This window comes from Bradyrhizobium sp. USDA3010, from assembly GCF_056429065.1.
Window position 1 is genome coordinate 86,480 of record NZ_JBWJZD010000017.1, and the last position, 22,029, is coordinate 108,508.

Annotated in this window: 16 protein-coding genes; all 16 read left to right on the top strand. The window is 65.2% G+C overall.

The window, feature by feature from the left end; genetic code table 11:
• Positions 1 to 84: 84 nt before the first annotated feature.
• The 16 genes from AC066Y_RS24420 to AC066Y_RS24495 all read left to right on the top strand — a co-directional run bounded on the left by AC066Y_RS24420 (position 85) and on the right by AC066Y_RS24495 (position 22,019).
• Positions 85 to 1,248 (top strand): winged helix-turn-helix domain-containing protein, encoded by a 1,164-nt coding sequence (locus AC066Y_RS24420; protein WP_478276095.1) that lies wholly within the window; start codon positions 85 to 87, stop codon positions 1,246 to 1,248.
• A gap of 203 nt (positions 1,249 to 1,451) precedes the next feature.
• On the top strand, positions 1,452 to 2,777 hold the full coding sequence (locus tag AC066Y_RS24425) for an MFS transporter (protein WP_478276096.1): 1,326 nt from the start codon (positions 1,452 to 1,454) through the stop codon (positions 2,775 to 2,777).
• 311 nt (positions 2,778 to 3,088) lie between these two features.
• A complete protein-coding gene (locus tag AC066Y_RS24430) occupies positions 3,089 to 4,195 on the top strand; it encodes an efflux RND transporter periplasmic adaptor subunit (RefSeq protein ID WP_478276097.1) in 1,107 nt (368 codons plus the stop codon).
• 57 nt (positions 4,196 to 4,252) lie between these two features.
• Complete coding sequence (locus AC066Y_RS24435) at positions 4,253 to 7,390, top strand: efflux RND transporter permease subunit (RefSeq protein WP_478276098.1); 3,138 nt, start codon at positions 4,253 to 4,255, stop codon at positions 7,388 to 7,390.
• Between the two features lie 21 nt (positions 7,391 to 7,411).
• Positions 7,412 to 8,020 carry a TetR/AcrR family transcriptional regulator gene (locus AC066Y_RS24440; RefSeq protein ID WP_478276099.1) on the top strand — a complete coding sequence of 203 codons (609 nt, stop codon included), beginning with the start codon at positions 7,412 to 7,414 and terminating at the stop codon, positions 8,018 to 8,020.
• 162 nt (positions 8,021 to 8,182) lie between these two features.
• Positions 8,183 to 8,806: a flavin reductase family protein gene (locus tag AC066Y_RS24445; RefSeq protein WP_478276100.1), complete on the top strand. Its 624-nt coding sequence runs from the start codon at positions 8,183 to 8,185 to the stop codon at positions 8,804 to 8,806.
• 269 nt (positions 8,807 to 9,075) lie between these two features.
• On the top strand, positions 9,076 to 10,341 hold the full coding sequence (locus AC066Y_RS24450) for an SMP-30/gluconolactonase/LRE family protein (protein ID WP_478276101.1): 1,266 nt from the start codon (positions 9,076 to 9,078) through the stop codon (positions 10,339 to 10,341).
• A 323-nt stretch (positions 10,342 to 10,664) separates the two neighbouring features.
• A complete protein-coding gene (locus tag AC066Y_RS24455) occupies positions 10,665 to 12,932 on the top strand; it encodes an acyl-CoA dehydrogenase (RefSeq protein WP_478276102.1) in 2,268 nt (755 codons plus the stop codon).
• Complete coding sequence (locus tag AC066Y_RS24460) at positions 12,932 to 14,215, top strand: acetyl-CoA C-acetyltransferase (RefSeq protein ID WP_478276103.1); 1,284 nt, start codon at positions 12,932 to 12,934, stop codon at positions 14,213 to 14,215. The genes AC066Y_RS24455 and AC066Y_RS24460 overlap by 1 nt, the downstream gene beginning before the upstream one ends.
• A 2-nt stretch (positions 14,216 to 14,217) precedes the next feature.
• Positions 14,218 to 16,314 (top strand): 3-hydroxyacyl-CoA dehydrogenase NAD-binding domain-containing protein, encoded by a 2,097-nt coding sequence (locus tag AC066Y_RS24465; RefSeq protein ID WP_478276104.1) that lies wholly within the window; start codon positions 14,218 to 14,220, stop codon positions 16,312 to 16,314.
• Entirely contained in the window at positions 16,296 to 16,757 is a 462-nt protein-coding gene (locus tag AC066Y_RS24470; RefSeq protein WP_478276153.1) for an acyl-CoA thioesterase, read from the top strand. Before AC066Y_RS24465 ends, AC066Y_RS24470 begins: the two co-directional genes overlap by 19 nt.
• 165 nt (positions 16,758 to 16,922) lie before the next feature.
• A complete protein-coding gene (locus tag AC066Y_RS24475; RefSeq protein WP_478276105.1) occupies positions 16,923 to 17,117 on the top strand; it encodes a hypothetical protein in 195 nt (64 codons plus the stop codon).
• Positions 17,118 to 17,196: 79 nt separating this feature from the next.
• Positions 17,197 to 17,871 carry an HAD family hydrolase gene (locus tag AC066Y_RS24480; protein WP_478276106.1) on the top strand — a complete coding sequence of 225 codons (675 nt, stop codon included), beginning with the start codon at positions 17,197 to 17,199 and terminating at the stop codon, positions 17,869 to 17,871.
• 199 nt (positions 17,872 to 18,070) lie between these two features.
• Complete coding sequence (locus tag AC066Y_RS24485) at positions 18,071 to 18,901, top strand: DeoR/GlpR family DNA-binding transcription regulator (protein WP_092124510.1); 831 nt, start codon at positions 18,071 to 18,073, stop codon at positions 18,899 to 18,901.
• 437 nt (positions 18,902 to 19,338) lie between these two features.
• Positions 19,339 to 20,883, top strand: a complete 1,545-nt coding sequence (glpD, locus tag AC066Y_RS24490; protein ID WP_478276107.1) for a glycerol-3-phosphate dehydrogenase — start codon at positions 19,339 to 19,341, stop codon at positions 20,881 to 20,883.
• Positions 20,880 to 22,019: an ABC transporter ATP-binding protein gene (locus AC066Y_RS24495; RefSeq protein WP_478276108.1), complete on the top strand. Its 1,140-nt coding sequence runs from the start codon at positions 20,880 to 20,882 to the stop codon at positions 22,017 to 22,019. Before glpD ends, AC066Y_RS24495 begins: the two co-directional genes overlap by 4 nt.
• Positions 22,020 to 22,029: the final 10 nt, after the last annotated feature.

Below are 22,029 nucleotides of genomic sequence, written 5' to 3' on the forward strand. Positions count from 1 at the left end.
GTCCAGGTGCGGATGATCATGCGCGGCTGATTTGCGCCGCTCGGCTCTCCACAGCTGCGCGAATCTCACTACATTGCCTGGGCAATGCCCCGCGCCGCCGAACCCTTATCCCTGAACAATGCCGCCGCCCGCCATATCTGGCTGCGCGCGCAACGGCTCGATACAACGGCGCCGTTCGGGGACGGGGCGTCAGCCGTGGCCGCCGCCGTCGACCATCTCGGCTATGTGCAGATCGACACCATCAACGTGATCGAGCGCTGCCACCACCACATCCTGTTCACCCGCATCCCGGACTATCGCCGCGCCGATCTCAAGCAGGCGCAGAGCCAGGACAAGAGCGTGTTCGAATACTGGACGCACGCGCTGTCCTACATTCCGTCCAAGGACATCGGCATCTTCCTGCCGGCGATGAAAGCGCACAAGCGCGACGGCCACAAATGGTTCTCGTCGGTTACCCCGGCTGACATGCGCAAGGTGCTGCGGCTGTTGCGGGCCGGTCCGCTGACCATCCGCGACATCGATGACGACGTGCTGACCGAGAAGGAGCATCTCTGGCAGAGCCGCAAACCCTCGAAGCGTGCGCTGCAACTCGCCTTCTATGGCGGCGTGGTCACGATCAGCGAGCGCGCCGGCATGCTGAAGACCTATGAGCTGATGACCAGGCATTTCGGCTGGGACAAGCCGCCGAAGCCCGCACCGGCCTCGGCCAGAACAGCCTATCTGCTCGACCGCGCGCTGCGCTCGCAGGGCATCGTTAGCCTGGACTCGATCTGCCACCTGGACGCGCCGAGCAAGAAGGCGGTGCGCAGCCTGATCGAGGCGAGGGTGCGCCGCAAGGAGCTTATGCGGATCGCGCTCGATGGCGCCGGCAAGCAGGAGCATTGGGCGCGGCCCGAGGTGTTGGAGGAGACCGGCGAGGGCGATCCTGCCCTGGTTCACATCCTCTCGCCGTTCGATCCGCTGATCATCCTGCGCAAGCGCACCGAGCTGTTCTTCGGCTATGGCCACAGGTTCGAGGCCTATGTGCCGAAGGAGAAGCGCCTGTTCGGCTATTTCGCGCTGCCGGTGCTGGTCGGCGACGATATCGTTGCCGCCCTCGACCTGAAGACCGACCGGCAGAACCGGAAGCTCCTGATGCAGAAATGGAGCTGGGTCGGCAACGGCAAGAAGCAGGCGGGTCGCAAGGAGCTGAAGCGCCGGATCGAGGAGGAGCTCGACCGCTTCGAGCGTTTCCAGCTGGCGGACTAGGGCTGGCTCGCCGTCATTGCGAGCGCAGCGAAGCAATCCATCGCGCCACAAGCGGAGAAGTGGATTGCTTCGCTGCGCTCGCAATGACGCCGTGGAAAACGCCCCGGGGTCCCGTCTGGCCTGTGTGCTATGAGTTTTTGCCATTGCTCAATGCGGGGCCACCCAATAATCCTCAAGGCAAGCAATAGCTTTGGGGGGAACAGATGAGCCAGACCGCAACCGTCGCGCCCGATCGCGGCGCCCGCAGCGAGATCGAGACGTCCACGATCCGCGCGATCTCCTGGCGGCTGATCCCGTTCCTGATCCTGGCCTACTTCTTCTCCTATCTCGACCGCGTCAATCTCGGCTTCGCCGCGCTGACCATGAACAGCGAGCTGAAGTTCTCGCCGGTGGTGTTCTCGTTCGGCGCCGGCATCTTCTTCATCGGCTATTTCATCTTCGAGGTGCCGAGCAATCTGGCGCTGGAGCGATTCGGCGCCAGCAAGTGGATCGCCCGCATCATGGTGAGCTGGGGCATCCTCTCGGCCCTGATGGCGGCGGTCTATGACGAGCACAGCTTCTACGCATTGCGCTTCTTCCTCGGTGTTGCCGAGGCAGGCTTCTTCCCCGGCATCATCCTCTATCTCACCTACTGGTATCCGGCCGAGTATCGCGCGCGTTTCCTCGCCGCCTTCGCGCTCGCGGTGCCGATTTCGACCGTGATCGGCGCGCCGATCTCCGGCCTGTTGCTCGGGCTCGACGGCGTGATGGGGCTGAAGGGCTGGCAGTGGCTGTTCGTGATCGAGGGCATCCCCTCGGTGCTGCTCGGCATTGTCACCTGGTTCTATCTCACCGACCGGCCGGAGAAGGCCGATTGGCTCTCGGCCGAGCAGAAGGCCTGGCTGAAGGCGAAGCTCGATGCCGAGGTCGCGGCCAAGCAGGCGGCGCAGCACTTCACGCTCGGCCAGGCGTTGTCCTCGCCGAAGGTGCTGGCGCTGAGCGCGATCTATTTCGGCTTCGTCGCCTCGCTCTACGGCATGCAGTTCTGGCTGCCGCAGATCGTCAAGGCGTTCGGCCTCACCAACGCGCAGACCGGATTCGTCACCGCGATCCCCTATGCGTTCGGCACCGTCGCGATGATCCTGTGGGCGCGCCGGTCCGACGCCGTGCGGGAGCGCGTGTTTCATGTCGGCGCGCCGCTCTTGCTCACGGCGCTGGCGCTCGCCGTCTCCAGCTACATCACCGATCCGGCCATGACCATGGTCGTGCTGACGGTCGCCGCGATCGGCGTGTTCTGCACCTTCGCGGTGTTCTGGACGCTGCCGACCGCCTGGCTGTCAGGCACCGCCGCCGCCGGCGCGATCGCGCTGATCAACTCGATCGGCAACCTCGCCGGTTTCGGCGGGCCCTATCTGATCGGCTGGGTGAAGGAGACGACCGGCAGCACGTCGACGGGCCTCCTGGTGCTGTCGCTGTTGCCGCTCGCGGCGGGCCTCCTGGTCTTCCTCGGCAGCCACGAGACCAAGACCGAGTTCGCGAGCGCGAAGTAGCGATTGCCTGCGCAGGGTCCGGCTGATCCTCCGCAGTCCGGACTGCGCTGTTTCGCTTCGCCCTACGACATCTGACGCGGACATGCCGGGCGCATGGGACCGGTGTTTGCGTGATCCAGCCGCCGGGCTCGAAAAAATCGAAAACAACCTCATGCACAGTCCCGGATTTCGCTCCGCTCATCCGGGCTAGCACCGCAAATACCGCCGCGATCACGGCCGTCCTCACGAATTGGTTATCACTGACGAATATTGACATTCATCAGTGATAAATCGATACTCTTCATCAGTCGTCAGCCCGATGGAGATTTCAGATGTTCGTTCGTTCCGTTTTGTCGAGCTATTACAGGCTCTTGACCGGAGCAACGCTGGCTTTCGCGGTGTTCGCGCTGACCGGCTGCAATGAAAAGGCAGCCGAAAACGCCGATCCCGGACGCCCCGTTCTGGTGGCGACCGTCCATTACGAGGCCGAAACGCCTGAGCGCAGCTTTGTCGGCACCATCAAGCCCCGTATCGAAGCCGATATGGGCTTTCGGGTCGCCGGCAAGGTGGCCAAGCGGCTGGTCGAGGTCGGACAGACAGTCGACGTCGACCAGCCCTTGGCCACCCTCGATGAAGTCGATCTGAAGCTGCAGGCCGAGCAGGCGGAGGCGGAATTCCGCGCCGCCACCGGCGTGCTGGCGCAGGCCGCAGCCGCCGAGCAGCGGGCCAAGGACCTGAAGGCCAAGGGCTGGACCACCGACGCGGCGCTCGATTCCGCCAAGGCCGCCGGCGACGAGGCGCGGGCGCGGCTGAACCGCGCCGAGCGCTCGGTCGAGCTGACCAAGAATTCCCTCTCTTATGCAACGCTGGTGGCCGACACGAGGGGTGTCGTCACCGCGACCATGATCGAGCCCGGCCAGGTGGTTGCCGCGGGCCAGGCCTCGATCCGTGTCGCCCGACTTGGCGAGAAGGAAGCTGTCGTCGCGATCCCCGAGACGCTTCTCGCTCGTGCCAGGTCGGGCGTTGCCACGGTGACGCTGTGGTCGGATGCCAAGAAGACCTACGCCGCCAAGCTGCGCGAGGTGGCGCCGCAGGCCGATCCCGCCACCCGCACCTATCTCGCGAAGTTCTCGCTGCCGGACGCCGACGAGGCCGTCTCGCTCGGCATGACCGCAACCCTGACCCTGGCCGACAAGGCGACCGAGCGGGTCGCCAAGCTGCCGCTGTCGGCGCTGTACAGCCAGGGCGGCGATCCCTCGCTCTACATCGTCGATGACAAGGGCGACATCGCGCTGAAGCCGGTCAAGGTGAAGGCCTATGAGAGCAACAACGTCGTCATCTCCGGCGGCGTCGACGATGGCGCCAAGGTGGTCGCTCTCGGCGTGCAGAAACTCGATCCGAGCCAGAAGGTCCGGGTCGTCTCGTCGCTGTCGTTCTGATCCTCGCAATATCAGCAGAAACGGTTCTGGGACCTGGTCTAGAACTTGGAGAGTTCGATGAAGCGCTTCAACCTTTCGGCCTGGGCGGTCAGCCATCCGACGCTGGTGCTGTTCCTGATGATCATCCTCGGCGCCGCCGGCTTCTTTTCCTACGAGAAGCTCGGCCGTGCCGAGGATCCGTTCTTCACCGTCAAGGTGGTGAACGTCTCGGTGATGTGGCCGGGCGCGACCTCGCAGGAAATGCAGATGCAGGTCGCCGATCCCATCGAGAAGAAGCTGCAGGAGTTGCCGTTCTTCGACAAGGTGCAGACCTATTCCAAGCCGGGCTTCACCGCGATGCAGGTCTCCTTCAAGGACTCGACCTCGCCAAAGGACGTGCCGTATTTCTTCTATCTGTTGCGCAAGAAACTGGCCGATGCGCAGGGCGATCTGCCGTCCGGCATCCTCGGTCCCGTGGTCAACGACGAATTCTCCGACGTCGATTCGATCCTCTATATGATGACCGGCGACGGCGCCAACTACGCGCAGCTCAAGAAGGTCGCGGAAGGCTTCCGTCAGCGCCTGCTGAAAGTCCCTGGCGTCACCAAGATCGATCTCTACGGCACCCAGGACGAGCGCATCTTCGTCGAGTTCTCGCATGCCAAGCTCGCCACCCTCGGCATCACGCCGCAGGCGTTGTTCGACTCGCTCGCCAAGCAGAACAATGTCACCCCGGCTGGCACCGTCGAGACCTCGTCGCAGCGCGTGCCGCTGCGCGTCACCGGCGCGCTTGACGGCGTCAAGGCGGTTGCCGAAACCCCGGTCGAAAGCAACGGCCGCGTGTTCCGGCTCGGCGATATCGCAACCGTCAGCCACGGCTATGTCGATCCGCCGACCTTCAAGGTGCGTCAGGAAGGTAAGCCGGCGCTCGGCATCGGCGTCGTCACCGCCAAGGGCGCCAACATCCTCGAGCTCGGCAAGGAAGTCCAGCAGGCGACCGCCGAATTCCTGAAGGCGGTGCCGCAGGGCGTCGACATCCAGCAGATTGCCGACCAGCCCAAGGTGGTCGAACACGCCGTCGGCGAGTTCGTGCACTCCTTCGTCGAGGCGCTCGCGATCGTGCTGTTCGTCTCCTTTGTCGCGCTCGGCTGGCGCACCGGCATCGTGGTGGCACTCTCGGTGCCGCTGGTGCTCGGCATCGTCTTCATCGTGATGAACGCGATGTCGCTCGATCTGCACCGCATCACGCTCGGCGCGCTGATCATCGCGCTCGGCCTTCTGGTCGACGACGCCATCATCGCGGTCGAGATGATGGTGGTGAAGATGGAACAGGGCTGGGACCGCATGAAGGCGGCGTCCTTTGCCTGGGAATCTACCGCGTTTCCGATGCTCACGGGGACGCTGGTCACAGCCGCTGGCTTCCTCCCCATCGGCTTTGCCAATTCGGCGGTCGGCGAATATGCCGGCGGCATCTTCTGGATCGTGGCGATCTCGCTGGTTGCGTCCTGGTTCGTCGCGGTGATCTTCACGCCCTATATCGGCGTCAAGCTGCTGCCGAACATCAAGCTGCACCAGAACCACGATCCGCACGCGATCTATGAGACCCGGATGTACCGCGGCCTGCGCAGCGTGGTGCAGTGGTGCGTCGATCACCGCATCAAGGTGGTGGTAGCGACCGTCGGCGTGTTCGTCGCCTCGATCGTGGCCTTCGGTCATGTCCAGCAGCAGTTCTTCCCGCTGTCGGAGCGGCCCGAGCTATTCCTGCAGCTTCGTCTGCCCGAGGGCACGGCCTTCAACGTCACCGAGAAGGCAGTGAAGAAGGCCGAAGGGCTCTTGAAGGGCGATGACGACATCCAGACCTACACCGCCTATGTCGGCCAGGGCTCGCCGCGCTTCTGGCTCGGCCTCAACCCGCAGCTGCCGAACGAGGCGTTTGCCGAGATCGTGATCCTCGCCAAGAACGTCGAGGCGCGCGAGCGCGTCAAGGCCAAGATCGAGCAGGCCGCCGCCGACGGCGCACTGAACGAGGCGCGCGTTCGCGTCGACCGCTTCAACTTCGGTCCGCCGGTCGGCTTCCCGGTCCAGTTCCGCGTGATCGGGCCCGACGCCAACAAGGTGCGCGACATCGCCTACCAGGTGCGCGAGGTGATGCGCCAGAACAAGAACGTCAAGGACGTCCAGCTCGACTGGAACGAGCAGTCGCCCTACCTGAAGCTCGCCGTCGACCAGGATCGGGCGCGCGCGCTCGGCCTGACCCCGCAGGATGTCTCGCAGGCGCTGGCGATGCTGATCTCGGGCGCGCCGGTCACCACGATCCGCGACGGCATCGAGAAGGTCGGCGTGGTCGCCCGCGCGGTGCCGTCCGAGCGGCTCGATCTCGGCCGCGTCGGCGATCTCACCATCACCACGCGCAACGGCGTGGCGGTGCCGCTGCAGCAGATTGCGAAGATCGAGTATGCGCATGAGGAGCCGATCCTGTGGCGGCGCAACCGCGACATGGCGATCACCGTGCGCTCCGACGTCGTCGACGGCGTGCAGGCGCCCGACGTCACCAACCAGATCTCGCCGAAGCTGAAGGACATCCAGGCCCATCTCGAGCCGGCCTACCGGATCGAGCCGGGCGGGGCGTTCGAGGAATCCGCCAAGGGCAATGCGTCGATCTTCATCCTCTTCCCCGTGATGGTGATGGTGATGCTGACGCTGCTGATGATCCAGCTGCAGAGCTTCTCGCGCCTGTTCCTGGTGTTCCTGACCGCGCCGCTCGGCATCGTCGGCGCCTCGCTGGGCCTGAACGTCGCCAACCAGCCGTTCGGCTTCGTGGCGCTGCTCGGCCTGATCGCGCTCGCCGGCATGATCATGCGCAACGCGGTGATCCTGGTCGATCAGATCGAGAGCGACGTGTCCTCCGGCCTGACCCGGCGCGAGGCGATCGTGGAGGCCACCGTCCGGCGCGCCCGGCCGGTGGTGCTGACCGCGCTCGCGGCGATCCTCGCCATGATCCCGTTGTCGCGCTCGGCGTTCTGGGGCCCGATGGCGATCACCATCATGGGCGGTTTGTTTGTTGCGACTTTCCTGACCTTGCTGTATCTGCCGGGCCTTTACGCCCTCTGGTTCCGCAAGACCCTGGACGAAAGCGGCCCCGAGCAAGTCAATACTGCGCCGCAGCATGCGGGTGAGGGGCAACTCGCATTTCCACTTGCTGAGGCGGCCGAATAATTGAAGATTGAGCAGGCCAACATGACACTGATCTCGGAACATAGCGAAACCGACACCCGCGAGCGGATTCTCGTGGTGGCGGAGCGCTTGTTCCGGCAGATCGGCTATCAGAAGACCACGGTCGCCGACATCGCCAAAGAGCTGCGGATGAGCCCCGCCAACGTGTATCGCTTCTTCGATTCGAAGAAGGCGATCCACGAAGGCGTGGCGCGCGGCCTGATGGGCGGGGTCGAGGTTGAGGCCCAGCGCATCGCGCGATCGGAAGGGCCGGCAGCGGCGCGCATGCGCCAAATGATGAAGACGATCAATCGCATGAATACAGAGCGCTATGTCGACGATTCCAAGTTGCACGAGATGGTCGAGATCGCGATGCAGGAGGATTGGCAGGTCTGCGTCACCCATATGGAAACGATCGGCCACACCATCGGCGAGGTGATCGCGCAAGGCGTGGCGACGGGCGAGTTCGAGGTCGACGACCTCGAAGTCGCCGCGCTGTGTGCCGGCACGGCGATGATGCGGTTTTTCCATCCGCAGATGATCGCCCAATGCGCGACCAAGCCGGGCCCGACCATCGACCAGATGATCGATTTCGTGATCGCCGGCCTGTCGCCGCGCATCCCCGCCAATTGAGCGCCGGCACTGACGTTTTCGTCAGTTGACTCTTCCCGCATTGCAAGCGAAGCGAAATCGTAGCCCGGATGGAGCGCAGCGCAATCCGGGGATGCTTCCACGTGTGAGACGAGTCCCGGATTGCGCTGCGCTCCATCCGGGCTACCGTGAGAGGGGCCCAGCGTGACCGCCAAAGACCTGCATTTCTACGAGCCGAAGAATGGCCACGGCCTGAAGCACGATCCGTTCAACGCCATCGTGGCGCCGCGGCCGATCGGCTGGATCTCCTCGCGCGACAAGGGCGGCAACATCAACCTCGCGCCCTACAGCTTCTTCAACGCCTTCTGCTACGTGCCGCCGATCATCGGCTTCTCCTCCACCAACTGGAAGGACAGCGTCGCCAACATCCAGGACACCGGCGAGTTCGTCTGGAACCTGGCGACGATGGATCTCGCCAAGCACATGAATGCGACCGCGGCGCATGTCGCGCGCGATGTCGACGAGTTCAGGCTCGCAGGGCTGACGCAGGTTGCCGGCAAGCTCGTCAACGTGCCGCGCGTCGCCGAGAGCCCGGTGTCGTTCGAATGCAAGGTGAGTCAGATCGTCCAGCTCCAGGGCGCCGACGGCAAGAAGGCCGAGGCCTGGCTGACGCTCGGCGAGGTGGTCGCCGTCCACATCGACAAGGCCTTCATCAAGGACGGGGTCTATCAGACCGGTCTCGCCCACCCGATCGTCCGCGCCGGCCGCCGCGGCGACTATTTCGAGATCAAGCCGGAAAACATGTTCGAGATGATCCGGCCGGATTGATATTGTCCGTCCAGCCGTCATTGCGAGCCAACGGGTCGCGCGAACGCGCGCCCGATGACAGGCTCTGCGAAGCAATCCATCTCTCCGCACAGGGATGGATGGATTGCTTCGTCGCTTCGCTCCTCGCAATGACGGAAGCGGGAACCACGACAATGTGAAATTTCGGCGCCCAGTGATGAAAAACCGTCACTCGCAACCTCAGAGCGAGCGGTCTAACCTCCCGCGCGCCAGGCCGGATCAACGGCCGGCCAACACAGTGGGAGGATGCGATGACACGCCAGGAGCGGAGCGGTTCAAACGGCGCGCACAGCGGTCAGAAACAAGAACGGCGCGATCCGAACGTTTCACGTCGAACACTCGTCCAGGGATTGGCGGTGGGGGCGGCCGCTGCCGCAGCCGGCGTCAGCAGCGCGCTGGCCCAGAACGCGCCCGCGCCGGTCGGACCGCCGACAACCATCACCAGCCCGCCGCGCGACTTTAGTCCGCGCGGTGCGCCGACCACCTATTTCTGGGACCCCGACATCATCGCGGTCGATCCGTCCTTCGACGATCTTGCCCAGCCCAACACCTCGATCAAACGTCTCCATACCGGGCTGTTGTGGGCGGAGGGCCCGGCCTGGAGCTCGCAGGGCCGCTATCTCCTGTGGAGCGACATCCCGAACAACCGGCAGATGCGCTGGTCGGAGGATGACGGCCATGTCAGCGTGTTCCGCACGCCGTCGAACTACTCGAACGGCAATTCGTTCGACTTCCAGGGCCGCCAGCTCTCCTGCGAACATCTCACCCGCCGGGTGACGCGCTACGAGAATGACGGCACTGCGACGGTGCTGGCCGATAACTATCAAGGCAAGCGGCTGAACTCGCCGAACGACATCGTCGCGCATCCCGACGGCAGCTATTGGTTCACCGATCCGCCCTATGGCGGCCAGCTCTACGAGGGCGAGCCTGACGCGGCGGGCGGACCGGGCAATTCCGCCGGCAAGCTCAATCCGCGGATCGGCCAGCCGGCGGGCTTCGTGGCGGCCAAGCGCGAACTGCCGACCAATTGCTATCGCATCGATCCCTCGGGCCGCGTCGATCTCGTGGTGAGCGAGGATCAGGTGCCGGATCCGAACGGCCTCTGCTTCTCGCCGGACTACAAGAAGCTCTATGTCGTCTCGACCGGCAAGGGACCGGGCGACACCGGCCGGGGCGGCAAGGGCGACGTCTTCGTGTTCGATGTCGGCGCCGACAACAAGCCCGTCAACGGCAAGCGGTTCAGCGACTTCATGATCGACGGCGTGAAGTGCGGACCGGACGGCATCCGCTGCGACGTCAACGGCAATGTCTGGTGCTCGAGCAATGCCGGCCGCGCGGTCGGTTACAACGGCGTGACGGTGTGGTCGCCGGAAGGCAAACTGCTCGGCCGCATCCGGCTGCCCGAGGTCTGCGGCAACATCACCTTCGGCGGCCCCAAGCGCAATCGCCTGTTCATGGCCGCAAGCCAGTCGCTCTACGCGGTCTATACCGCGACCCAGGGCGCCGGGCCGGCCTAGCCGCGATCTTTACTCCACCTCTCCCCAGCGGGGAGAGGTCGATTTGCGCAGCAAATCGGGTGAGGGGGCGCTGCTCTCACGAGAGACCGTAACCCCTCACCCGGCGCTGCGCGCCGACCTCTCCCAAGGGAGAGGTGAATTCGCCACCCCTTCGGCTACCTGATTGTCGCAGCTCAGCTTTCGGAACTGAACGCGCGGCCTGCCGTTAACAAACGGCGGCCTGGCCGCGTCAATTTCGCTTTATTTGCAGGGCGAAGTGTTCACCCGTGACCGGCACTTTCCGATAATATCAGCTACCCGCGCCGATCCATGAGGACCCCACCATGAGCTTCCGCCGCGATTACCTTTCCAAGCCGATCTTTTCCTGGGCGCGTGGCGTGCTGCCGACCATGTCGGATACCGAGCGCGAGGCGCTGGAAGCCGGCGACGTCTGGTGGGACGCCGATCTCTTCACCGGCAATCCCGACTGGTCGAAATTGTTGGCGTTCGCGCCGGCCAAATTGACCGACGAGGAGAACGCCTTCCTGCACGGTCCGGTCGACGAGCTCTGCGCGATGCTCGACGAGTGGAAGATCAATTGGGAATGGCGCGATCTGCCGCCGGAGGTCTGGGCCTTCATCAAGGCGAAGAAGTTCTTCGGCATGATCATCCCGAAGGAATTCGGCGGCCTCGGCTTCTCGCCTTATGCGCATTCCGAAGTGGTGCGCAAGATTTCCTCGCGCTCGCTGACCGCGGCCGTCACCGTGATGGTGCCGAACTCGCTCGGGCCGGGCGAACTCCTGATGCGCTTCGGCACCAAGGAGCAGCAGGACAAATGGCTGCCGCGTTTGGCCGCGGGCCAGGACATTCCCTGCTTCGGGCTGACCAGCCCGGAGGCCGGCTCGGACGCCGCCTCGATGATCGACACCGGCATCATCTGCAAGGGCAATTTCGAAGGCCGCGAGGTGCTTGGGCTGAAGCTGAATTGGCACAAGCGCTACATCACGCTGGGGCCAGTGGCGACGCTGCTCGGCCTCGCCTTCAAGGCCTATGATCCCGATCACCTGGTCGGCAGCGAGGACGAGCTCGGCATCACGGTCGCGCTGATCCCGACCCATCTGCCGGGCGTCTCGATCGGCCAGCGCCATCTGCCGGCGATGCAGGTGTTCCAGAACGGTCCGAACTGGGGCCGCGACGTCTTCATCCCGCTCGACTACATCATCGGCGGCCAAGAGCGCCTGGGGCAGGGCTGGAAGATGCTGATGACGGCGCTCGCCGCCGGCCGCGGCATCTCGCTGCCGTCGCTGTCGGCCGCCGGCGCCGCCTACGCCGCGCGCACCACCGGCGCCTATGCCCGCGTCCGCGAGCAGTTCGGCATCTCGATCTCGAAATTCGAGGGCATCGAGGAGCCGCTCGCGCGCATCGCCGGCACCGCCTATCTGCTCGACGCCGCGCGGCGGCTGACCTGCGCCGCGCTGAACGAGGGGCATCACCCCGCCGTCATCTCGGGGATCATGAAGCTGCACGCCACCGAGCGGATGCGGATCGCGATCGACGACGCCATGGACATCCATGGCGGCAAGGCTGTCATCGACGGGCCGCAGAACTATCTCGGCGGGCTCTACCGTTCGGTACCGGTCGGTATCACGGTCGAGGGCGCCAACATCCTGACCCGCAACCTGATCGTGTTCGGGCAGGGCGCAATCCGCGCGCATCCCTATCTCTTGCAGGAGATGAACGCGCTCAGCGAGACCGATCGCGACAAGGGCCTGACTGCGTTCGACACCGCGTTCTGGAAACATGTTGGCCACAGCTTTGCGACCATGTTCCGCGCCTGGGGCCGCAGCTGGAGCTTTGGCCTGTTCGCACCGGCGCCGGATGCCGGTGACGCAACGGAGTTCTATCGCCAGCTCTCGCGCTACTCGTCGGCGTTCGCGCTGTGCGCCGATATGGCGCTGCTCACGCTCGGCGGCGCTCTGAAGCGCAAGGAGATGCTGTCGGCGCGTTTCGGCGACATCCTGTCGGAGCTTTACTTGCTTTCTGCCGCGCTCAAACGCTGGCAGGACGAGGGGCGGCAGAAGGAGGATCTTCCCGCGCTCCAATGGTGCATGGCATCCGGCTTCAAGACCATCGAGAACCGCTTTGCGGAGATCCTCGCCAATCTGCCGAGCCGCCCGGTGGCATGGATGCTGAAATTCCTGATCCAGCCGTTCGGCGCGCGCGTCACGGGGCCGTCTGACCGCGTCGTGCATCTCTGCGCACAACTCGTGCTGTCGCCGTCGGCGGCACGCGACCGCCTGACGCCGGATCTCGCCTTTGTCGAGGATGACGGCGGCATCGCGCGGCTGGAAAAGGCCTTCCGCCTTGTCACCGAGTCCGAGGATGCGGCCAAGCAGCTGCGCGCGGCGCGGCTGCACGACTGGAAGGAGGCCGTCAAGAAAGGCGTCATCACCGAGGCCGACGGCGAGAAGCTCGCCGCCGCCCATGAGGCCGTGGCCAAGGTCATCGAGGTCGATGATTTTGCGCCCGAGGCGCTGTCCCCGATTTACAAGAAAACCGCCGACGTGCATCAGTTCTTCCAGGAGCTTGGTGAGCAGAGGGCGGCGAGCTGATGGCGCGACCAGTCTTTATCGTCGACGGCAGCCGGACGCCGTTCCTGAAGGCGCGTTCCGGTCCCGGCCCGTTCACCCCGGTCGATCTCGCCGTGCAATGCGGCCGGCCGTTGCTGGCGCGGCAGCCTTTCGCGCCCACCGCTTTCGATCAGGTCATCCTCGGCTGCGTCAACGTCATCGCCGACGAGATGAACCCGGCGCGGGTCGCAGCCCTCCGGCTCGGCATGGGCGAGCAGATGGTCGCCTTCACGGTGCAGATCAATTGCGGCTCCGGCATGCAATCGATCGACACCGGCTACCGCTACATCCGCGAAGGCATCTCCGACCTGATCCTCGCCGGCGGCGCCGAGGCGCTGAGCCACGCGCCGCTGGTCTGGCCGAATTCCGGCGTGCGCTGGTTTGCCGGCTTTGCCGGCGCCAAGGGATTAGGAGCCAAGATCGCGGCGGCACTGAAGGTGAAGCCGAGCTACTTCAAGCCGATCATCGGCCTCGAGCGCGGGCTGACCGATCCGATCACCGAACTGAACATGGGCCAGACCGCCGAGAAGGTCGGCCATCTCTTCGGCATCACCCGCGCGCAGTCCGACGCTTACGCCTCCGAGAGCCATCAGCGGCTCGCCAACGCGCAGAAGCAAGGCTTCCTCAAGGGCGAGGTCGAGACCGCGTTCTCCCGCGACGGCAAGTTCTACGACCATGACGACGGCGTCCGCCCGGACTCGACAGCCGAAACGCTGGCAAAGCTGAAACCGGTGTTCGAGCGCCCGTGGGGCCAGGTCACCGCCGGCAATTCCTCGCAAATCACCGACGGCGCCTCCTGGGTGATCCTGGCATCCGAGACTGCGGTGGCAAAGCATGGGCTGACGCCGAAGGCCGTGATCCTCGACAGCCAGTGGTCGGCGCTCGATCCGTCGATCATGGGCCTCGGTCCAGTGCTGTCGGCGAGCGCACTGCTCAAACGCAACGGGCTGACCTTGCAAGAGGTCGAGACCTGGGAGCTGAACGAGGCCTTTGCGACGCAGGTGCTCGGCTGTCTCGCCGCCTGGAACGACGACAAATTCTGCCGCGAGATTTTGGGGCTCGACGGCGCGGCCGGCGAGATCGACCGCGCGAAGTTGAACGTCGACGGCGGCGCGATCAGCCTCGGCCATCCCGTCGGCACCAGCGGCAACCGTATCGTGCTGCATCTGGTCAACGCGATGAAGCGGCTCGGCACCAGGCGCGGCGTCGCCACCGAATGCATCGGTGGCGGGCAGGGCGGCGCGATGTTGATAGAGACGGTGTGATCATGGATTCACGGATCATGGACGTTCTCGCCGATCGCGTGCTCGAGCTCGGGCCGAAGCCGGCCGCCGACAGCCCGTACAAGAATTTCAAGCTAACGCGCGACGAGGACGGCATTGCCTGGCTGCTGTTCGACCGCGCCGGCACCAGCGCCAACACGCTGTCCGCCGATCTGCTCGAGGAGCTCGATGCCGTTGTCGCGGCGCTGGAGAACCAGCGGCCCACCGGCCTCGTGGTGCGCTCCGCGAAGAAGAGCGGCTTCATCGCCGGTGCCGACGTCAATGAATTTCGCGGCGCCAGCGACCCGCGGGCGGTCGAGACCGAGATCGGCCGCGCCCATGCGGTGATCGACCGGCTCGAGGCATTGCGCGTGCCCTCGGTCGCCGTGATCCACGGTTTCTGTCTCGGCGGCGGCCTCGAGGTCGCGCTGGCCTGCCAGATGCGGATCGCGATCGACGATGCCAGATTCGGCTTCCCCGAGGTGATGCTCGGCCTGCATCCCGGCCTCGGCGGCACGGTGCGCTTCACCGAACTGGTCAACCCGATGCAGGCGATGACCTTGATGCTGACCGGCAAGACGATCGACGCGCGCCGCGCCAAGTCGCTCGGCCTGGTCGACGCGATCACCCAGGAGCGCCACGTCCGCAACGCGGTGAAGGATGCGGTGTTCGGCCGGCTGAAGCGCGCCAAGCCCGGCATGCGCAATTCGATCCTTAATCTTGGTCCGGTCAGGGGCTTGCTTGCCTCGCGGATGCGCAGCGAGGCGGAGAAGGCCGCGCCGCGCAAGCATTATCCGGCGCCCTATGCGCTGATCGAGCTCTGGGAGAAGCACGCCGGCAACCGCTCGGCGATGCTGAATGCGGAGAAGGCCTCCTTCGCCAATCTGATGGTGACGCCATCAGCGCAGAATCTGATCCGGGTGTTCTTCCTGCGCGAGCAGATGAAGAAGGCGGCCGGCGGCGGCAACAAGGTTGCGCACATCCATGTCATCGGCGCCGGCGCGATGGGCGGCGATATTGCGGCCTGGTGCGCCAGCCAGGACATGCGCGTCACGCTCGCCGACATGAAGGCCGAGCCGATCGCGGGCGCGATGAAGCGCGCCGCCGAGCTGTTCGGCAAGATCATGCGCAGGAAGATCGACCAGCGCGACGCGCTGGACCGGCTGATCCCCGACATGGACGGCGAGGGCGTTCGCAACGCCGATCTGATCATCGAGGCGGTGCCGGAGAAGCTCGAGCTCAAGCAGAAGGTCTATGCCGGCCTCGAGCCGAAGATGAAGCAGGGCGCGATCCTCGCCACCAATACGTCGAGCATCCCCTTGCAGGATCTGCGCACCACGCTGGCACGGCCGGAGCGGCTGCTCGGCCTGCATTTCTTCAACCCGGTGTCGCGGCTGCAACTCGTCGAGGTCGTCAGCCATGACGGCACCGATGCCGCGATGCTCAAGGAGGCGCTTGCGTTTGTCGGCGCCATCGATCGCCTGCCGCTGCCGGTGAAGAGCTCGCCGGGTTTCCTCGTCAACCGCGCGCTGACGCCCTACATGCTGGAAGCGATGATGATGCTGGACGAGAAGACCGACCAGCGCCTGATCGACGCGGCTGCCGTCGAGTTCGGCATGCCGATGGGGCCGATCGAGCTCGCCGACCAGGTCGGCCTCGATATCTGCCTCGATGTCGGCGACATGCTGCGCTCGAAGTTCGGCGACAGCCTGCCGCCGACGCCGGCCTGGCTGCGCGAGAAGGTCGCGAAGGGCGAACTCGGCCGCAAGACCGGCAAGGGCTTCTACACCTGGAAGGACGGCAAGGCGGAGAAGGCGCCGCTGCCGGAGACCGGTCCGAAAGTGAGCGACGAGATGATCGATCGGCTGGTGCTGCCGATCTCCAATGTCTGCATCGCCGCCTTGCGCGAGGGTATCGTCGACGACCCCGATATGGTCGACGGCGCGATGATCTTCGGCACCGGCTACGCCCCGTTCCGCGGCGGTCCGCTCAACTACGCGCGCACGCGCGGCGTCGAGGCTGTCGTATCCGCGCTGCGCGCGCTGACGCAGAAGTTCGGCGATCGTTTCGCACCCGATGCAGGCTGGGAGACCTTCAAGTGACCGATACCCAAGCGCCTGAAACGCATGTTCACGCACCGCCGATCAGCGGCAACGAGCCGCAGGGCGATCTCTGCATCCGCACGCTGGCGATGCCGGCCGACACCAACGCCAATGGCGACATCTTCGGCGGCTGGCTGCTCAGCCAGATGGACGTTGGCGGCGGCGTGTTCGCTTCCAAGCTGGCGAAGTCCCGCACCGTGACGGTCGCGATCGAGGCGATGAACTTCCGCAAGGCGGTCTATGTCGGCGATCTCGTTTCGGTGCACGCCAATCTGGTGCGCGTCGGCCGCACCTCGATCACGGTGCATCTCGAAGCCTGGGTGCTGCGCCGCCGCGAGCAGCAGTCGATCCTCGTCACCGACGGCAATTTCACCTACGTCTCGATCGACGATCAGGGCCGTCCGCAACCGATCCAGCGCGATGGGGCGACGATTTCGACCTGACGTCTTTTGCGCGAAAACGCCGCTGATTCGGCGCAAGAGAAAACGCGTCGAAACTGAGACTGGAGCGCGGCGTGGCTGCAAAAAATGGCGCTTCGCTTCGCAAAAAACTCAGGAACAAACGGGCGGCGATGCCGTTGTCGGCGCGGAATCAAACCGAGGCCGATAATGTCAGACTGCTACGTCATCGAAGTAAGTTCCGAGACCGCGGGTATCGTGGTGCGCGATACCAGGGGTTACGCGTTTTTCGCGGCTTCGCGCCGGTTCCAAGCCCTGGAGGGCCAGATCTTCCGCAACGCACGCGAGGCCGAGCGCGCGGCGCGACGGCTGGTCGCCGGCGAGGATCTGCAGATGGCCTCCTGATGAGGAGCCACGCGATCCGCCGTTTGCGCGCGCCGCGAGAGTCTGTATTGATGCATCCGAACTCACGGAACTTTTTCGGATGCCGCACACACGAGGCAAGGCGCTGCTGTTCGATATCGACGGCACGCTAGCCGACACCGATCCGCTGCATCTGGCGGCGTTCAACCGGGTGCTCGGCCCCCATGGACACAGCTTCGATCACGCGCGCTTCGGCAAGGAGCTGCAAGGCTTCTCCAATGCGTCGATCGGAGAGCGTTTCCTCGCCCACGAATCGCCCGACCGCCGCGCCAGCATCCTCGGCGAGAAGGAGCGGATCTTCCGCGAATTGGTCTCCGGCCAGATCGTGCCGGTGCCGGGGCTGATGGCGCTGCTCGACCGGGCCGATCGCGCCGGCGTGCCGATGGTGGCGGTGACCAATGCGCCGCGCCCGAACGCCGAACTGCTGCTCTCGGGACTCGGTATCGCGCACCGTTTCAAGGCGGTCGTGATCGGCGATGAATTGGCGCACGGAAAGCCGCATCCATTGCCCTATCTGGAGGGGCTGCGCGTCGCAGGCGCGTTGGCGCAGGCTTCGCTCGCGTTCGAGGATTCGCGCTCCGGCATCCAGTCCGCGACGGCGGCGGGCATCGCGACGATCGGGATGCGAACCGGGCTCGGTCATGCCGATCTGCTCGCGGCCGGCGCGGTTGCCAGCGCGGCGGCATTCGATGATCCGGAATTGATTCGCCTGGTTGCATCCGCCATGTCTTGGTGAGGAAATGGCTTGGTGAGGCATTGTGCCGAAACGTTGCCGGCTCGACATTGCTGCAACGCAGTCCTTAACCCCGTCGATGCTTGCTCGTTGACCTCCGTGCCGAACGGTCGCACCATGGGCTAGAGCACGATCCGGAAAAGTGGAAGCCGGTTTTCCGAAAAGATCGTGCTCCAACCGTCGCCGTTTCAAGGGGGCCGCCGTGGCCGGACTCTCCCATCGCCAGACTGAAATCCTCAACATTGCACGCGCTTTCGGCCGGGTCATGGTCGAGGACCTTGCCAAGCGATTCGAGGTGTCGGCGCAGACCATCCGCAAGGACCTCAACGATCTCTGCGACGAGCGGTCCCTGACCCGCATCCATGGCGGCGCGATCATCGCCTCGGGCGTCGAGAACCTCGCCTATGAGGCGCGCCGCTTCGTCGCCGCCGAGGAAAAGAAGGCGATCGGCGCCGCCGCGGCCGCGCGGATTCCGAACGGCTGCTCGCTGTTCATCAATATCGGCACCACCACGGAAGAGGTCGCCAGCGCGCTGACCTCGCATGAGGACCTGCTGGTCATTACCAACAACCTCAACGTCGCGATGCTGCTGTACCGTCATCCGCGCATCGAGGTGGTGGTGGCCGGCGGCACGGTGCGGCGCGCCGACGGTGCCGTGGTCGGCTCCACCGCGACGCAGCTGATCGGCCAGTTCAAGGTCGATTACGCGATCATCGGCGCGTCCGCGATCGACGAGGAGGGCGCGCTGCTCGACTTCGACTATCGCGAGGTGCAGGTGGCGCAGGCGATCATCGCCAACGCGCGCAACGTGATGCTGGTGTCCGATGCGACCAAGCTCCGCCGCAGCGCGCCGGTGCGGATCGCCCATATGAGCCAGATCCAGACCTTCGTCACCGATTCGCCCTTGCCCGCAGGCCTCGCCAATATCTGCCACAGCCGCGGCATCGAGGTGGTCGTCGCGATGGACAAGCCGCAGGCCGATATCGACGACAACGGCGCCGACGCCGCACCCGCGACGCTGCGCAGCGCGTAATTCGCATTCTCTCGCTGTCGTCGCCGGCTCGACTGGGCGATCCAATATTCCAGAGACATTCGCGCTTGAGCCGCGACGCCGCGGGCGTACTGGATGCCCTGCTTGAAGCGGGGCATGACAGCCGAATGCGACGCAGCCGCACGCAAAGCTTTCTCCCCGTCATCCTGAGGAGCGCGCTCTTGCGCGCGTCTCGAAGGGTGAACGGCCAACACTGCGGCCGCGCACCCTTCGAGGCTCGCTGACGCTCGCACCTCGGAGCGACGGACCTGCTGCCGGGGAACGCCGAACCAGTTTGCTGCCCCTGCGGCGATCACGTCGCCCAAAAAATCCCCAGCTAAAGTTCCCCATTTTCACTTTGCTTTCGTTTTCGGTTGTGATCTACTCCAATCCGAAAGTAAAACCGTCAAAGCGAAAACGGTTGCCGGGGGAAGCGTTCTTTGGACCGAATTTACGACCTCGCCATCATTGGAGGCGGCGTTAATGGCTGCGGCATCGCGCGCGATGCGGCGGGCCGGGGCAATTCTGTTTTCCTCTGTGAAATGAATGACTTGGCCAGCGGGACGTCGTCCTGGTCGACCAAGCTGGTGCATGGCGGTCTGCGTTATCTCGAGTATTACGAGTTTCGCCTGGTGCGCGAGGCGCTGATCGAGCGCGAGATCCTCTGGCAGATCGCGCCGCATATCATTCGCCCGCTGCGTTTCGTTTTGCCGCACCACGCCGGCCTGCGCCCGGCCTGGCTGCTGCGGCTCGGCCTATTCCTCTACGACCACATCGGCGGCCGGCACCTGCTGCCGGCGACGCGCTCGGTCGACCTGACGCGCGACGTGGTCGGCAAGCCGCTGATCCCCGGGCGCTACACCAAGGGCTTTGAATATTCCGATTGCTTCGTCGACGACGCGCGGCTGGTGGCGCTGACCGCGCGCGATGCCGCCGATCGCGGCGCCGAGATTCGCACCCGCACCCGCGCGGTGGAGATCAGGCAGATCGACGGCGTCTGGCACGTCACGGTCGAGGACGGCGCCACCGGCGCGCGCGACACCATCAAGGCGCGCGTGCTGGTCAACGCCGGCGGTCCCTGGGTCGAGCAGGTGCTCGCCACCGGTGTCGGCGTCAACGCGCGGGCCAAGGTGCGGCTGGTGCAGGGCTCGCATATCGTCGTGCCGAAGCTCTACGACCACGACCGCGCCTACATCTTCCAGAATGCCGACGGCCGCATCATCTTCGTCATTCCCTACCAGAACGATTTCTCGCTGATCGGCACCACCGATCGTGACTATGACGGCGATCCGGCCAAGGTGAAGGCGACGCGCGAGGAGATCGAGTATCTCTGTGCCTCCGCCAGCGAATACCTTGCCAAGCCGGTGAAGCCCGAGGACGTGGTCTGGAATTACTCCGGGGTGCGTCCGCTCTATGACGACGGCGCGAGCGAAGCCAAGGCCGCGACCCGCGACTATGTCTTCGAGCTCGATACGCCCGGCGGTGCGCCGCTGCTGTCGATCTATGGCGGCAAGATCACCACCTATCGCCGCCTCTCCGAAGAGGCGCTGGAGCGGCTGTCGCCCTATCTCCGCGGCGCGAAAGCGCAGGAGGGTTGGACCGGCAAGGCGCCGCTGCCCGGCGGCGACATGGACGTCTCCGCGGTCGCCGCGCTGAGCGCCGAGCTGGTTCGCAACTATCCGTTCCTCGCACAGTCCCACGCCAACCGTCTCGCCCACGCCTATGGCACGCGCGCCAACAAGGTCTTGGGCAATGCAGCAACGGCTGATGATCTCGGCCGCGCCTTCGGCGCCACCTTGACGGAGAGTGAAGTCCGGTACCTGATGGCGAACGAATGGGCGCGGACAGCGGACGATGTCGTCTGGCGACGATCCAAGCTGGGCTTGCGAATGGCGGCGGGTGAAATCGCCGCGCTCGACGAGTGGATGGTCGCCAACCGCGCGTCAGGTGAACGTCCCCTCCGCGAAGCGGGAGGACGGGCATGAGCGTTACACTGCAGAACGTCACGCGAACCGTGGATGGCATCCAGACCATCCGCGATGTTTCGCTGACGCTGGAGCGTGGCACGCTCAGCGTGCTGCTCGGGCCGACGCTCTCGGGCAAGACCTCGATCATGCGGCTGCTCGCCGGCCTCGACAAGCCGACCACCGGCCGCGTGCTGGTCGACGGCAAGGACGTCACCGGCGCCGACGTGCGGCAGCGCTCGGTGGCGATGGTCTATCAGCAGTTCATCAACTATCCCTCGCTATCGGTCTACGAGAACATCGCCTCGCCGCTGCGGGTGCAGGGCAAGCCGAAGGCCGAGATCGAGCAGCGGGTGGCGGAGGCGGCCAGCCTGTTGCGGCTCGAGCCCTATCTGAAGCGGACGCCGCTGCAGCTCTCCGGCGGCCAGCAGCAGCGCACCGCGATTGCGCGCGCGCTGGTCAAGGGCGCCGACCTCGTGCTGCTCGACGAGCCGCTCGCCAACCTCGACTACAAGCTGCGCGAGGAACTGCGCGCCGAGCTGCCGCGGATCTTCGAGGCATCGGGTGCGATCTTCGTCTACGCCACCACCGAACCGTCGGAGGCGCTGCTGCTCGGCGGCGACACGGTGTGCATGTGGGAAGGCCAGGCGCTGCAGGCCGGCGCCACGCCGAAGGTCTACCGCCATCCCGATACGCTGCGGGTCGCGCAGGTGTTCTCCGATCCGCCCCTCAACATCATCGGCATCGAGAAGAAGGGCGACCGGGTGATCTATGCCGGCGGCGAGCAGGCGCCCGCGGTGGGGCTGTACGCCAATCTGCCTGACGGCACGTACAAGATCGGCTTCCGTGCGCACCAGCTCGAGGTCGGGAGCGTCGTGCCCGGCCGCCACAAATTCTCCGCCGCCGTGACGGTCACCGAGATTACCGGGTCGGAGAGCTTTGTGCACGTTCACGTCCACGATTCGAACTGGGTCGCGGTGCTGCACGGCGTGCACGAATATGAACCCGGGCAGGTGCTCGAGGCCGCGCTCGATCCAGAGAATATCTTTGTGTTTGACGCCGCCGACCGCCTGGTCGCGTCGCCCGCGACCGCGTTTGCTAGCGAATTGTACGGCAGTTCGCTTGCGGCACGCACGTCAGCCGGCAAGAGCAATTGAGGGAGATGCC

Excerpts from the sequence above, each read along its gene's own strand:
- AC066Y_RS24420 (WP_478276095.1), top strand. The coding sequence starts at position 85 with ATGCCCCGCGCCGCCGAACCCTTATCCCTGAACAATGCCGCCGCCCGC.
- AC066Y_RS24425 (WP_478276096.1), top strand. The coding sequence starts at position 1,452 with ATGAGCCAGACCGCAACCGTCGCGCCCGATCGCGGCGCCCGCAGCGAG.
- AC066Y_RS24430 (WP_478276097.1), top strand. The coding sequence starts at position 3,089 with ATGTTCGTTCGTTCCGTTTTGTCGAGCTATTACAGGCTCTTGACCGGA.
- AC066Y_RS24435 (WP_478276098.1), top strand. The coding sequence starts at position 4,253 with ATGAAGCGCTTCAACCTTTCGGCCTGGGCGGTCAGCCATCCGACGCTG.
- AC066Y_RS24440 (WP_478276099.1), top strand. The coding sequence starts at position 7,412 with ATGACACTGATCTCGGAACATAGCGAAACCGACACCCGCGAGCGGATT.
- AC066Y_RS24450 (WP_478276101.1), top strand. The coding sequence starts at position 9,076 with ATGACACGCCAGGAGCGGAGCGGTTCAAACGGCGCGCACAGCGGTCAG.
- AC066Y_RS24455 (WP_478276102.1), top strand. The coding sequence starts at position 10,665 with ATGAGCTTCCGCCGCGATTACCTTTCCAAGCCGATCTTTTCCTGGGCG.
- AC066Y_RS24460 (WP_478276103.1), top strand. The coding sequence starts at position 12,932 with ATGGCGCGACCAGTCTTTATCGTCGACGGCAGCCGGACGCCGTTCCTG.
- AC066Y_RS24465 (WP_478276104.1), top strand. The coding sequence starts at position 14,218 with ATGGATTCACGGATCATGGACGTTCTCGCCGATCGCGTGCTCGAGCTC.
- AC066Y_RS24475 (WP_478276105.1), top strand. The coding sequence starts at position 16,923 with ATGTCAGACTGCTACGTCATCGAAGTAAGTTCCGAGACCGCGGGTATC.
- AC066Y_RS24480 (WP_478276106.1), top strand. The coding sequence starts at position 17,197 with ATGCCGCACACACGAGGCAAGGCGCTGCTGTTCGATATCGACGGCACG.
- AC066Y_RS24495 (WP_478276108.1), top strand. The coding sequence starts at position 20,880 with ATGAGCGTTACACTGCAGAACGTCACGCGAACCGTGGATGGCATCCAG.